This window comes from Kineococcus indalonis, assembly GCF_009906395.1.
Lineage (GTDB): Bacteria > Actinomycetota > Actinomycetes > Actinomycetales > Kineococcaceae > Kineococcus > Kineococcus indalonis.
In genome coordinates this window covers 1-13,644 of the sequence record NZ_JAAALM010000050.1, presented here as the reverse complement: position 1 = coordinate 13,644, position 13,644 = coordinate 1, and the positions used below count along the sequence as shown (strand labels likewise).

Annotated in this window: 9 protein-coding genes; 4 read left to right on the top strand and 5 right to left on the bottom strand. The window is 74.2% G+C overall.

Annotated elements, in window-relative coordinates:
- The 3 genes from GTR00_RS04585 to GTR00_RS04575 all read left to right on the top strand — a co-directional run.
- Window positions 1–597 (top strand): ABC transporter permease (locus tag GTR00_RS04585; RefSeq protein ID WP_166610461.1); only part of this gene is annotated, 597 nt, incomplete at its 5' end.
- Between the two features lie 3 nt (window positions 598–600).
- Window positions 601–1,326 carry an ABC transporter permease gene (locus GTR00_RS04580; protein ID WP_166610460.1) on the top strand — a complete coding sequence of 242 codons (726 nt, stop codon included), beginning with the start codon at window positions 601–603 and terminating at the stop codon, window positions 1,324–1,326.
- Window positions 1,327–1,348: 22 nt separating this feature from the next.
- The gene (locus GTR00_RS04575; protein WP_166610459.1) at window positions 1,349–2,281 is read left to right on the top strand and encodes an ABC transporter substrate-binding protein; all 933 of its coding nucleotides are present in this window, start codon (window positions 1,349–1,351) and stop codon (window positions 2,279–2,281) included.
- Between the two features lie 82 nt (window positions 2,282–2,363).
- On the opposite strand, the gene glgB is transcribed toward GTR00_RS04575, so the two are convergent.
- From glgB to GTR00_RS04555, 4 genes are all read right to left on the bottom strand, one after another.
- Window positions 2,364–4,553, bottom strand: a complete 2,190-nt coding sequence (glgB, locus tag GTR00_RS04570) for a 1,4-alpha-glucan branching protein GlgB (RefSeq protein WP_166610458.1) — start codon at window positions 4,551–4,553, stop codon at window positions 2,364–2,366.
- Between the two features lie 94 nt (window positions 4,554–4,647).
- A complete protein-coding gene (locus tag GTR00_RS04565; RefSeq protein WP_205705049.1) occupies window positions 4,648–6,096 on the bottom strand; it encodes a maltokinase N-terminal cap-like domain-containing protein in 1,449 nt (482 codons plus the stop codon).
- Window positions 6,093–7,889 (bottom strand): maltose alpha-D-glucosyltransferase, encoded by a 1,797-nt coding sequence (treS, locus tag GTR00_RS04560; protein WP_166610457.1) that lies wholly within the window; start codon window positions 7,887–7,889, stop codon window positions 6,093–6,095. The genes GTR00_RS04565 and treS overlap by 4 nt, the downstream gene beginning before the upstream one ends.
- A 1-nt stretch (window position 7,890) precedes the next feature.
- Complete coding sequence (locus tag GTR00_RS04555; protein WP_323132211.1) at window positions 7,891–9,990, bottom strand: alpha-1,4-glucan--maltose-1-phosphate maltosyltransferase; 2,100 nt, start codon at window positions 9,988–9,990, stop codon at window positions 7,891–7,893.
- Window positions 9,991–10,112: 122 nt separating this feature from the next.
- Between GTR00_RS04555 and glgP the strand changes: the two genes are divergently transcribed.
- The gene (gene glgP / locus GTR00_RS04550; RefSeq protein WP_166610456.1) at window positions 10,113–12,677 is read left to right on the top strand and encodes an alpha-glucan family phosphorylase; all 2,565 of its coding nucleotides are present in this window, start codon (window positions 10,113–10,115) and stop codon (window positions 12,675–12,677) included.
- Here glgP and add read toward each other — a convergent pair.
- On the bottom strand, window positions 12,602–13,644 hold a 1,043-nt coding region (gene add / locus GTR00_RS04545), incomplete at its 5' end, for an adenosine deaminase (RefSeq protein WP_240899401.1). The genes glgP and add overlap by 76 nt on opposite strands.

The following is a 13,644-nucleotide window of genomic DNA, read 5'->3' as shown; positions in this document are numbered from 1 at the left end:
CACCACGTGCTGGCCGTGGTGCCGCTGGTGCTGGGGGTCCTGCTCTCGCTGCCCGTGGGGTACCTGGGCGTGCGCCTGCCCCGGCTGTACCAGCCGCTCATGGGCGTGGCGGGCATCGTCTACGCCATCCCCTCGCTGGCGGTGTTCGTGACGCTGCCGTACCTGCTGGGCACCCGGATCCTGTCGCCGGTGAACGTCGTGGTGGCGCTGACGGTCTACACGCTGGCGCTCATGGCCCGCACCGTGGCCGACGGCCTGCGCTCGGTGGACCCGGCGCTGGCCGAGGCGGCCACCGCCATGGGCTACCGGCGCACGCGGCGGCTGCTGGAGGTGGAGCTGCCCCTGGCGCTGCCGGTGGTGCTGGCCGGGGTGCGGGTGGCCGCGGTCTCGAACATCAGCCTGGTCAGCGTGGGCGCGCTCATCGGCGTGGGGGGCCTGGGGGCCCTGTTCACCCGGGGGTTCCAGCTGTTCTACACCGCGCCGATCCTGGTGGGCATCCTGCTGACCCTGCTGCTGGCCGGGGTGGCGGACCTGCTGCTGGTGCTGCTGCAGCGCTGGGTGACGCCGTGGACGCGCGCCTCGGCGGGGAGGGGCTGAACCGTGGACGAGACGCCGTACCTGCTGGACCCCGCCCGCTGGAGCGGGCCCGGATCCATCCCCGACCTGACCCTGCAGCACCTGGGGTACACGGGCCTGGCGCTGCTGCTGGGCGTGGCGATCGCCTTCCCGCTGGGCCTGCTCATCGGGCACACCGGCCGGGGGGCGTTCCTGGCCGTCAACGCCGGCAACGCCGGGCGGGCGCTGCCCACGCTGGGCCTGCTCATGCTGCTGGTGACCCTGATGAACCGCCTGGACGCGGTGCCGGCCGTCATCGCGCTGGTGGTGCTGGTGCTGCCGCCGATCCTCACCTCCACCTACGCCGGGCTGCGCTCGGTGGACCGCGCCGCCGTGGACGCCGCGCGCGGCATGGGGATGCGCCCGCTGCAGGTGCTCTTCGGCGTGGAGGTGCCGATGGCGATGCCGGTGCTCTTCAGCGGGCTGCGCGCCGCGACGCTGCAGGTGGTGGCCACCGCCACGGTCGCGGCCTCGGTCGGCCTGGGCGGGCTGGGGCGCCTGCTCATCGACGGCCTGGCCCTCAACGACTACGGTCGCGTGGTCGCCGGGGCGGTCGTGGTGGCGGTCCTGGCGATCGCGCTGGACCTGCTGCTGGCCCTGGCGCAGCGGCTCGTCGTCCCCCGGGGGCTGGGCGGGCGCCGCCCGCGCGGCGGGCGCGGCCAGCGCCCGCCCACCCCGGCACAGTCCCGCCTCGACGTCGACCTGGCGTGAGGCCCAACGGAAGGACCCACCCGTGAAGCGCAGGACCCTGCTGACGACCGCGCTGGCCTCGGGAGCCGGCCTGACCCTGGCGGCCTGCGGGGCGGGGGAGGACCCCCTGGCGGCCGGGACGCCCTCGGGCGGGTCGTCCTCGACGTCGGCCGTCATCATCGGCTCGGCGAACTTCCCCGAGAGCGAGCTGCTGGGCGAGATGTACGCGCAGGTGCTCGAGGGCGCCGGCGCGCAGGTGCAGCGCCAGTTCGGCATCGGCTCGCGCGAGGTGTACCTCAAGGCCCTGCAGGACGGCTCGATCGACCTGATCCCGGAGTACAACGGCGCCCTGCTCGCCGCCCTGGTCGAGGGGGGCGCGCCGCAGGGCGTGAGCACCCCGGAGCAGGTGTACGACGCCCTGCAGGACGTGCTGCCGGAGGGCACCGAGGTCCTGGAGCAGTCCGCGGCCGAGGACAAGGACAGCCTGTCGGTGACCGCCGCGACCGCGCAGCAGTACTCGCTGGCCACCATCGCGGACCTGGCCCCGGTGGCCGGGCAGCTCGTGGCCGGCGGCGCGCCGGAGTTCACCGAGCGCTACCAGGGCCTGGTGGGCCTGGAGGAGCTGTACGGCGTGCGGTTCAAGGAGTTCCGCCCGCTGGACGCCGGCGGCCCGCTGACCGTGCAGGCGCTGGTCAACGGCGACATCGCCGTGGCCAACATCTTCACCACGGACTCCGCCATCGAGACGAACGGCTTCGTGGTGCTGGAGGACCCGCAGAACCTCTTCCTCGCCCAGAACGTCCTGCCGCTGATGCGCTCCACCAAGAACACCCCGGAGATCACCGAGGCGCTCAACGCGTTCTCCGCGACCCTGACCACGGAGAAGCTCACGCGGTACCTGGCGCGGGTGCAGGTGGACAAGCAGACCAGCGCCGAGGTCGCGAAGGCCTACCTGGCGGACAACCCCGTCGGCTGACGGCCCGCACGCACGACGACCAGCACGCACGACGGCCCGGTCCCCGCGCTCGCGGGGACCGGGCCGTCGTGCGCCGCGACCGTCAGCCCTGGGGCACCAGCCACACCGCGCCCAGCGGCGGCACCCGCAGGGCCGCGGACTGCGCCCGGCCGTTCCACGAGGGCCCGTCGGCGATGAGCGTGCCGGTGTTCACCACGCCGGAGCCGCCGAAGCGCTCGGCGTCGGTGTTGAGGACCTCCTTCCAGCGGCCGGGCTGCGGCAGCCCGACGCGGAAGTCCTCGTACGCCCCGCCGGAGAAGTTCACCACGACCACCAGCGGCTCACCGGCGGTGGAGCGGCGCACGAAGGAGATGAGGTTGCGCTGGTTGTCGCCGCCGTCGATCCACTCGAAGCCCTCGGGGGAGAAGTCCTGCTCCCACAGCTCCGGGTGCGCCTTGTAGAGGGTGTTGAGCTCCTTGACGAGGTCGTGCAGGCCCTTGTGCCAGGGGGTGTCCAGCAGCCACCAGTCCAGCGAGCGCGCCTCGGACCACTCGGCCTCCTGGCCGAGCTCGGAGCCCATGAAGAGCAGCTGCTTGCCGGGGTGGGACCACATGTACGCCAGGTAGGCGCGCACGTTGGCCAGCTGCTGCCAGCGGTCGCCGGGCATCTTGCGCAGCAGGGAGCCCTTGCCGTGCACGACCTCGTCGTGGGAGATCGGCAGGCAGAACTTCTCGCTGAACGCGTACACCAGGCTGAACGTCAGCTCGCCGTGGTGGTACTGCCGGTACATGGGGTCCTGCGCGGCGTAGGCCAGGGTGTCGTGCATCCAGCCCATGTTCCACTTCAGGCCGAAGCCGAGGCCGCCGCCGCTGGTGGGGGCGGTCACGCCGGGGAACGCCGTGGACTCCTCGGCGATCATCATGATGCCGGGGGTGCGCTTGTAGGCGGTGGCGTTGGCCTCCTGCAGGAAGGCGATGGCCTCCAGGTTCTCCCGGCCGCCGTACTGGTTGGGCAGCCACTGGCCCTCCTCGCGGGAGTAGTCCAGGTAGAGCATCGAGGCGACGGCGTCCACGCGCAGGCCGTCGGCGTGGAACTCCTCCAGCCAGTACAGCCCGGAGGCGACGAGGAAGTTGCGCACCTCGCTGCGGCCGAAGTCGAAGACGTAGGTGCCCCAGTCCATCTGCTCGCCGCGGCGCGGGTCCGGGTGCTCGTACAGCGCGGTCCCGTCGAAGCGGGCCAGGGCGAACTCGTCCTTGGGGAAGTGCCCGGGCACCCAGTCGATGATGACGCCGATGCCGGCCTGGTGCAGGCGGTCGATGAGGTGGCGCAGCTCGTCGGGCGAGCCCCAGCGCGAGGTGGGCGCGAAGTAGGAGGTCACCTGGTAGCCCCAGGAGCCGCCGAAGGGGTGCTCCATGACGGGCAGGAACTCCACGTGCGTGAAGCCGGCCTCGGTGACGTAGGCGACGAGCTCGTCGGCGAGCTGCGCGTAGCCCAGCCCCTGGCGCCAGGAGCCCAGGTGCACCTCGTAGATCGAGATGGGCCCGGCGTGCGGGTCGGTGGCCGCGCGGCGCTGCAGCCAGTCGCCGTCGCCCCACTCGTAGGCGGTGTCGGTCACCACCGACGCGGTGGCCGGGGGCACCTCGGTGGCGCGGGCCATCGGGTCGGCCTTCTGCCGCCAGTGCCCGTCCTGGCCGAGGATCTCGAACTTGTAGCGCGAGCCGGCGCCCACGCCGGGCACGAACACCTCCCACACCCCGGAGGAGCCCAGCGAGCGCATCGCGTCGGTGCGCCCGTTCCAGTGGTTGTGGTCGCCCACGACCCGCACGGCCTGGGCGTTGGGCGCCCACACCGCGAAGGAGGTGCCGTCCACGGGGCCCATCGGGCCGCTCCAGTGGCGCACGTGCGCGCCCAGGACGTTCCAGAGCTGCTCGTGGCGGCCTTCGCCGATCAGGTGCAGGTCGACCTGGCCGACGGTGGGCAGGAACCGGTAGGGGTCGTCGACGACGTGCGGCTCGCCGTCCTCGTAGACGACCTCCAGGCGGTAGTCGCCGACGGTGCCGCCGGCGTGGGCGCCGGCCCACACGCCGTCGTGCTCGTGGACCAGCCCGACGCGCTCACCGCCCTGGGTGACCACGGTGACGGAGGACGCGAACGGCTTCAGCGCCCGGTAGGTGACGCCGCCGTCGTGCGGGTGCGCGCCGAGCACCGAGTGCGGCGACCAGTGGGACCCGGTGGCGACCTTCGCGAGGTCGTCGGGGTCCACGGGACGGGGGGTGGCGGCTTCGCTCGACATGGGCTCCAGTCTCCGGTCGGGGGGGCCCGTCCGCGCGTCGGGGCGGACCCGGTGTTCTCGGGTGGGTCAGGACCAGGGGGTCACGACGCCGGCCTCACGAGGTCAGCCGCCGGACGGCGCCGAGCGGGATGCGGACCCAGTCCGGGCGGTTGCGGGCCTCGTAGACCACCTCGTACAGGGCCTTGTCCAGCTCCAGGGCCGCCAGCAGCGTCGCCGCCGCCGACCCGGGCACCCGCGGGTCCACGCCCGTGCCCGCGGCGTAGGCGGCCAGGAACGCCTCGCGGCACTGCGCCGCCCAGCGCGCGGCCGCCTCCTCGCCGCCCTCGCCGGCGCCGGCGGAGGCGGCGTAGTCGAAGGAGCGCAGCATCCCGGCCACGTCGCGCAGCGCCAGGTCCGGCACGCTGCGCTCGGCCAGCGGGCGCAGCGGCTCGCCCTCGAAGTCCAGCAGCACCCACCCGCGCTCGGCCGAGCGCAGCACCTGGCCCAGGTGGTAGTCGCCGTGCACGCGCTGCAGGTCCGGGGCGCCGGTGACGTGCCGCACGGCCTGCACGCGGGCGGTGGCCGCCTCGGCGACCTCGTGCAGCTGGGGCACCGCGGTGCACGCCCACGCCACGCGCGCGGCCAGGCCGTCGGCCAGCGCGGACAGCCGCTGCGGGGTGGCCGGCTCGGTGGGCAGCTCGCGCGCCAGCACCGCGTGGACCTCGGCGGTGGCCGCGCCCAGCTCGCCGGCCTCCTCGGCGAAGCCGCGCCCGGCGGCCACGGCGGCGGTGGCCACCCGCCAGGCGTCCTGCGAGCCGGCGAGGAACTCCGTCAGGTGCGCCAGGTGCCCGTGGGCGGTGGTGCCGTCGGGGGCGGTCCACTGCCCGTCGACCCACCCGGCCGGGCGCGGCACGCGCTCGCAGCCGGCGCCGGCCAGGGCGGTCTGCACCACGACGTCGGGGTTGTCCCCGGCGTTGAGCACGCGGAACACCTTGGCGATGAGGGGCGTGCCGCCGGAGCCGGCCGGCGGGCTGACCACGATGGAGGTGTTGGACTGCTCGCCGCCGAGCACCTTCGTGCTCGCCCCGGCGGGCACCGGCAGCCCGCCGTCGGCGCTGGTGCCGTGCACGCCGAAGGACGGCGAGCCGGCGCCCTCCTCGGCGGCGACGAGGCCCAGCAGCGCGCGGGTGAACGTCGGGTCGTGCGGGCCGTCGTACACCCACGCCTCGGAGCCGTCGACGTCGGGCAGGTGGCCGACCAGCGCGCCGGCCAGGGACTCGTCGGGCGCGGGGCGCACGGTCAGCGGCACCGCGTACACGGTGGTCTCCGCGTCGGCGTCGGCGTCGGCGTCCGCGTCGGTGTCGACCTCGCCGGGCCGGCCGGTGCGCACCGTGAGGGCCACGAGCTGCGCCACGCCCGTCTCGTCCAGGGGCGTGCGCTCCAGGCGCCGCAGGTGCACCGAGGAGCCCTTGTGGGCGAACCACCGCTGCCGCGGCGCCCAGGCCAGCAGCAGCTGCGCGATCGCCGCGTCGGAGGCGGCGTCCGTGGCGACGGGGCCGGTCACGAGCCACCTCCGAGCTTGAGCCAGTAGAAACCTCGCGGGCCGAGGGTGACCGTCATGCCGCCCTCGGCGTCCACCGCGGGGAAGGCGGCGCCGCCGAACAGGTCGCGCACGCTCGCCCCCGCCTGCCCCGGCATGCGCAGCACAGCGGACTGGGCGTGGTCGGAGAGGTTGTTGACGCACAGCACCGTCTCGCCGTCCTGGTCCTGGGTGGGGTCGAGCACCCGCAGGTACGCCAGCACGGAGTCGTTGCTGCAGTACCCGTCGTCCGGGCGCGGGACCGCGGCGCCGACGGCGGCCTCCAGGGAGGCGTCGGGCAGGCTCAGGCCCTCCTCGGTGCTCCCCGGGTGGCGCGGGGTCAGCGGCACGTAGCGGCCCAGGCCGAAGGCGGGGTGGCGCTTGCGCACGGCCAGCACGTTGCGCACCCAGTGCAGCAGCGAGCTGGACGTGGCCAGCTGCGCCTCGACGTTGACCGACTGGTAGTTGTACACCAGCGACTGGATGGTCGGCAGGTACAGCTTGCCGGGGTCGGCGGCGGAGAAGCCGGCGTTGCGGTCCGGCGTCCACTGCATCGGCGTGCGCACCGCGTCGCGGTCGTCGAGCCAGATGTTGTCGCCCATGCCGATCTCGTCGCCGTAGTACAGGCACGGGCTGCCCGGCAGCGAGAGCACCATGGCGTGGATGAGCTCGATCTCCGGGCGGGAGTTGTCCAGCAGGGGTGCCAGGCGCCGGCGGATGCCGATGTTGGCGCGCATGCGCGGGTCCGGGGCGTACCAGCCGTACATGGCGGCGCGCTCCTCGGTGGTGACCATCTCCAGCGTCAGCTCGTCGTGGTTGCGCAGGAACGTGCCCCACTGGCCGCTGGAGACGGGGATCTCCGGGGTGGCCGAGAGGATGTCGATGATCGGCGTGGCCTTGCCCTCGCGCATGGCGTAGTACAGGCGCGGCATGACGGGGAAGTGGAAGCACATGTGGCACTCCGGCTCCTCCTCGGTGCCGAAGTACTCCACGACGTCGAAGGGCCACTGGTTGGCCTCGGCCAGCAGCACCCGGCCGGGGTACTCCTCGTCCACCATCCTGCGCAGCCGCTTGAGGAACTGGTGGGTCGCCGGCAGGTTCTCGCCGTTGGTGCCCTCCTCCTCGTACAGGTAGGGCACCGCGTCCAGGCGGAAGCCGTCGATGCCCATGTCCATCCAGAAGCGGACGGTGTCGAACATCGCCTCCTCGACGGCCGGGTTGTCGAAGTTCAGGTCCGGCTGGTGCGAGAAGAAGCGGTGCCAGAAGTACTGCCGGCGCACGGGGTCGAAGGTCCAGTTCGACGTCTCGGTGTCGACGAAGATGATGCGCGCCTCGGAGTACTTCTCGTCGGTGTCGCTCCAGACGTAGAAGTCGCCGTAGGGGCCGTCGGGGTCGGAGCGGCTGGCCTGGAACCACGGGTGCTGGTCGCTGGTGTGGTTCATCACCAGGTCGATGATGATGCGGATGCCGCGCTGGTGGGCCTCCTGCACCAGCCGCTGGAACTCCGGCAGGGTGCCGAACTCCGGCAGCACCGCGTTGTAGTCGGAGATGTCGTACCCGCCGTCGCGCAGCGGCGAGGCGAAGAACGGCGGCAGCCACAGGCAGTCCACGCCGAGCCACTGCAGGTAGTCCAGGCGGCTGGTCAGGCCGGAGAAGTCACCGGTGCCCGAGCCGTTGGAGTCGGAGAACGCCCGCACCAGCGCCTCGTAGAAGACGGCGGTCTTGTACCACTGCGGGTCGTTCTTCAGGCCGGGTCCGGCGATGTGCAGGTTCTCCACCTCAGCCCCCCGCCCCGTGCGGCAGGACGTGGAAGACGTGCGCGGGCTCGACGTGGGGGTCCAGGCGCACGTAGTCGTGCTCGCCCCACTCGTAGGTGGCGCCCGTCAGCTCGTCGCGCACGGTGAAGCGCTCCCACCACTGCCGCCCGATCGCGGCCATGTCCAGGTGCACGGTGGTCTCGCGGGTGGCGTGCGGGTCCAGGTTCACCACGACGATCAGCAGGTCCTCGGTGCCGTCGGGCGCCACCCGGCGGCGGGAGAACGCCAGGACGTTCTCGTCGTCGCAGGGGTGGAAGGTCGTGCCGCGCAGCTCCTGCAGCGCCGGGTGCGCGCGGCGCACCTCGTTCAGGCGCCGCAGGTACGGCGCCAGGCTCCAGCCCTCCGCCTCCGCGCGCGCCCAGTCGCGCGGGCGGAACTGGTACTTCTCGTTGTCCAGCTGCTCCTCGGCGCCGGGGCGCGCGGCGTGCTCCACCAGCTCGTAGCCGGAGTAGATGCCCCACGACGGGCTGAGCAGCGCGGCCAGCACGGCGCGCAGCTTGAACACCGGCGGGCCGCCGTACTGCATCGTGGGGGTGAGGATGTCGTGCGTGGTGGGCCAGAAGCTGGGCCGCATGTAGTGCGGGGACTGCGTGCTCAGCTGGTCCAGGTACTCGCGGATCTCCCAGGCGGCGTTGCGCCAGGCGAAGTACGAGTAGGACTGCTGGAAGCCGACCTTGGCCAGGGTGTGCATCATCGCCGGGCGGGTGAACGCCTCCGACAGCCACACCACCTCGGGGTGCTCGCGGCGCACCTCGGCGATGAGCCACTCCCAGAACTCCACCGGCTTGGTGTGCGGGTTGTCCACGCGGAAGCACGTGACGCCGTGCTCGATCCAGACGTCGACGACCCGCTTGACCTCGGCGTAGATGCCGGCGGGGTCGTTGTCGAAGTTCAGCGGGTAGATGTCCTGGTACTTCTTCGGCGGGTTCTCCGCGTAGGCGATGGTGCCGTCGGCGCGGGTGGTGAACCACTCCGGGTGCTCGGTGACCCACGGGTGGTCCGGGGAGCACTGCAGCGCCAGGTCCAGGGCGACCTCCAGGCCGAGCTCCTTCGCCCGGGCCACGAAGAAGTCGAAGTCCTCGAAGGTGCCCAGCTCCGGGTGGATCGCGTCGTGCCCGCCCTCGGCCGCGCCGATCGCGTACGGCGAGCCGGGGTCCAGCGGCCCGGCGTGCAGCGTGTTGTTCGGCCCCTTGCGGTTGGTGCTGCCGATGGGGTGGACCGGGGTGAGGTAGGCGATGTCGAAGCCCATCGCCGCGATCGCCGGCAGCCGCTCGGCGGCGGTGCGGAAGGTGCCCGACACCCAGCGGCCCGCGCCCTCGTCGAAGTGCGCGCCCTCCGAGCGGGGGAAGAACTCGTACCAGCTGCTGAAGGCGGCCAGGCGGCGCTCCACCAGCAGCGGCAGCGTGGGGGAGGGGGAGACCATCTCGCGCAGCGGCAGGCGCTCCAGCGCCGCGCGCACCTCGCCGGAGGTGCCGGCGGCCAGGCGCTCGCCGTCGCCCAGCGAGGTGTCGCGCAGCCGGTTGGCCGCCGCGCGCAGCACCGCGGCGCCCCCGCCGTCGCGCCCGGGCAGGTCCGCGGCGCGCTCCAGCAGGCGCGCGCCCTCCTCGAGCATGAGCGCCACGTCCACGCCCGCCCCCACCTTGATGGTGGCGTCGTGGTCCCACGTGCCGTACGGGTCCGACCAGCCGTCCACCCGCAGGCCCCAGGCGCCCTCGGCGTCGGGCACGAGCACGGCCGCGTAGGAGTCGGTGCCGGCGTTGGTGAGCTCCATGCGCGCGCTGGGGCCGTCGGAGCCGTCCGGGCGCACCAGCACCGCCGTGGCGGCGACGGCGTCGTGGCCCTCGCGGAAGACCGTGGCCGTCACCGGCACCAGCTCGCCCACGGCCGCCTTCGACGGCCAGCGGCCGGCGTCCACGGCGGGCGCGACGTCGAGCACGGGGATGCGGCCCACCACCGGCCGGGTGCCGCCCGGGGCCGGCGTGGTGCGCACCGCGGGGGTGTGCGCGGGCTGCGTCGCGGCGGCACCGGCCGCGCGCGCCGTCGGCTGCTCCTCAGTCGTCACGTCCGGCAACCTACCGACGGCGGGCGGAGGTGTCGCGCGGGAGCGGGCGCGCCCGGCGCGCCCCGCGCGGACCCGCCCGCTCGCCTGTCGGGGAGGTGCCCGCGCGGCTACTGTCCCTCCCCGTGAGAGCCATCCGACGCTTCACCGTCCGCACCGTGCTCCCCGCCCCGCTGGCCCCCCTCGGCGAGCTGGCCAGCAACCTGCGCTGGTCGTGGCACGAGCCCACCCGCGACCTCTTCGAGTCCATGGACCCGGCCGCGTGGGCGGCGGTGCAGCGCGAGCCCGGCGCCCTGCTCGGTGCCCTGAGCACCGAGCAGCTGGACGCGCTGGCGGCCGACGAGGCCTTCGTGGCGCGGGTGCGCGGGGCGGCGGCGGACCTGCGCGCCTACCTGGAGCGGCCCGGCTGGTACGCCTCCCTCGGGTCGGGCGCGCCCGCGTCCATCGCCTACTTCTCCATGGAGTTCGGCATCACCGGTGCCCTGCCGCAGTACTCCGGGGGCCTGGGCATCCTCGCCGGCGACCACCTGAAGTCCGCCAGCGACCTGGCCGTGCCCGTCGTGGGCGTCGGGCTCTTCTACGCCACCGGCTACTTCAAGCAGTCCCTCTCGCGCGACGGCTGGCAGCAGGAGACGTACCCGGTGCTGGACCCGGACGGGCTGCCGCTGGCGCTGCTGCGCGAGGCCGACGGCACGCCCGCGAAGGTGCACGTCGACCTGCCCGGCGGCCGGCGCCTGGTGGCGCAGGTGTGGAAGGCGCAGGTGGGCCGGGTGCCGCTGCTGCTGATGGACTCCGACGTGGAGGACAACGACGAGGCCGCCCGCGGCGTCACCGACCGCCTCTACGGCGGCGGCGGCGAGCACCGGCTGCAGCAGGAGCTGCTGTGCGGCGTGGGCGGCGTGCGCGCCCTGCGGCTGTGGTCGCGCCTGACCGGCGCGCCGGAGCCGGAGGTCTACCACACCAACGAGGGGCACGCCGGCTTCCTGGGCGTGGAGCGCATCCGCGAGCACGTCGAGCGCGGGCTGGCCTTCGAGGAGGCCCTGGAGGCGGTGCGCGCGGCGACGGTGTTCACCACGCACACCCCCGTGCCCGCCGGCATCGACCGCTTCGGCCGCGACCAGATCGAGCTGTACTTCGGCGCCGACAACCCGCTGCCGGGCGTGCCGGTGGAGCGCATCCTCGCCCTGGGCGCGGAGGACTACGACGGCGGCGACCCGGGCGTGTTCAACATGGCCGTCATGGGCCTGCGCCTGGCGCAGCGCGCCAACGGCGTCTCGCGGCTGCACGGCGCGGTCAGCCGGGGCATGTTCGACGGCCTGTGGCCCGGCTTCGACGCCCCCGAGGTGCCGATCAGCTCCATCACCAACGGCGTGCACGCCCCCACGTGGGTGGCCCCGGAGGTGCTGGAGATGGGCCGGCGCTACATCGGCCCGGAGCTGCCGCGCGAGGGGCAGGGCTTCGAGAAGGTCGACCAGGTGCCCGACGAGGAGATCTGGCGCACCCGGCGCCTGCTGCGCGGGCGCCTCGTGGACGACGCCCGCCGCCGCCTGAAGGAGTCCTGGCTGCAGCGCGGGGCCACCGAGGCGGAACTCGGCTGGATCAAGGACGTCCTGGACCCCGACGTGCTGACCATCGGCTTCGCCCGGCGGGTGCCCACGTACAAGCGCCTGACCCTCATGCTGCGCGACCCCGAGCGGCTGCGCTCGCTGCTGCTGCACCCGCAGCGGCCCGTGCAGCTCGTCATCGCCGGCAAGTCCCACCCGGCCGACGAGACCGGCAAGCGGCTGATCCAGCAGATGGTGCGCTTCGCGGACGACCCGTCGGTGCGCCACCGCATCGTCTTCCTGCCCAACTACGACATCACCATGGCGCTGCAGCTCTACCCCGGCTGCGACGTGTGGCTGAACAACCCGCTGCGCCCCTTCGAGGCGTGCGGCACCTCCGGCATGAAGGCCGCCCTCAACGGCGGGCTGAACCTGTCGATCCTCGACGGCTGGTGGGACGAGTGGTACGACGGCGGCAACGGCTGGGCGATCCCCACCGCCGACGGCGTCGACGACCCCGACCACCGCGACGACCTGGAGGCCGCGGCGCTGTACGACCTCATCGAGGGCTCCGTGGCGGCGCGCTTCTACGACCGCGACGAGCGCGGCCTGCCGGCGCGCTGGCTGGAGATGGTGCGCCACACCCTGGCCTCCCTGGGCCCGAAGGTGCTCGCCAGCCGCATGGTCACCGACTACGTGCAGCAGCTGTACGTGCCGGCCGCGCGGGCGGGGCGGGCGGCCGGCGCCTCCGGCGCGGCGGCGGCCCGCGAGCTGGCGCGCTGGAAGGAGCAGGTGCGCTCGGGCTGGGCGGGGGTGCGGGTGGACCACGTGGAGTCCTCCGGCGTGGGCGACTCCGCGCAGGTCGGCGACGTGCTGCACGTGCGCGGCTTCGTGGCGCTGGGCGCGCTGGCGCCGGGGGACGTGGAGGTGCAGGCGGTGCACGGGCGCGTCAACGAGTCCGACCAGCTGACCCCCTCGGGGGTGGTGCGCCTGCGGCACGCGGAGGACTTCGGGGACGGCCGGCACCGCTACGAGGGCGAGCTGCCGCTGCGCCAGACCGGCCCGTTCGGCTACACGGTGCGCGTGCTGCCGCGGCACGAGGGCCTGGCCTCGCCCGCGGAGCTGGGGCTGGTCGTCAACGCCTGACCCGCCCGCGCCTCGCTGGAGGGCGCCGCGGCGCCCTCCAGCGAGGCGCGGGCGCACCCGGCGAGCTGCTCGTCGGACAGCGCCAGCGCCAGGCGCGCGGTCTCGTACTCCTCCAGCAGCCCGGGGCCGAACAGCAGCGGGTCGTCGCCGTTGATCGAGCAGCGCACCCCGGCCTCCAGCAGCGCCGGCAGCGGGTGCCGGCCGATCTCCGGCACGACGGCCAGCTCCACGTTGGAGGTGGGGCACACGTCCAGCACGACCCCCTCGGCGGCCAGCCGCGCCACCAGGGCGGGGTCCTCCACGGCCCGCACCCCGTGCTGCACGCGCCGCGCGCCCAGCCGGTCCAGCGCGTCGCGCACGCTCTGCGGGCCCAGCAGCTCCCCGGCGTGCGGGGTGCTCACCAGCCCGGCCTCGCGGGCGATCGCGAACGCCCGCTCGAAGGGGGCCGGCGGGAAGAGCGACTCGTCGGCGGCCAGGCCGAAGGAGACCACGCCGCGCCCGGCGTGCCCGGCGGCCAGCCGGGCCAGGTCCTCCGCCGCCGAGGGCGGCTCGTGGCGCAGCGCCACCGCCATGAGGCCGAAGCCGATGCCCAGGCGCTCGGCCTCGGCGCGGCCGGCCTCCAGCAGCAGGGCCAGGACCTCCTCCGGGCTGCCCAGCGCGGGCGCGTAGGGCACCGGGGTGGCCTGCACCTCCACCCACACGGCGCCGTCGGCGGCGGCGTCCTGCACCACCTCGCGCACCACCCGGGCCAGCTGCTCGCGGGTGCGCACCAGCAGGCGGGCGCCGTCGTACATGCGCACGAACTCGGCGAAGGAGGCGAAGCCGCGCACGGGCGGCACGGGCACGCCCGCGGCGGCGGCCAGCTCGGCGAGGGTGGCGGGGCGCATGGCGCCCTCCAGGTGCACGTGCAGGTGCGCCTTGGGCAGGGTGGCGAGGTCGCGCACGGTCAGCTCCGGTGTCGTCGTGG

What these genes read in the sequence shown, in the direction of transcription:
- glgB (WP_166610458.1), bottom strand. Translation starts at nt 4,553, where the DNA reads ATGTCGAGCGAAGCCGCCACCCCCCGTCCCGTGGACCCCGACGACCTC.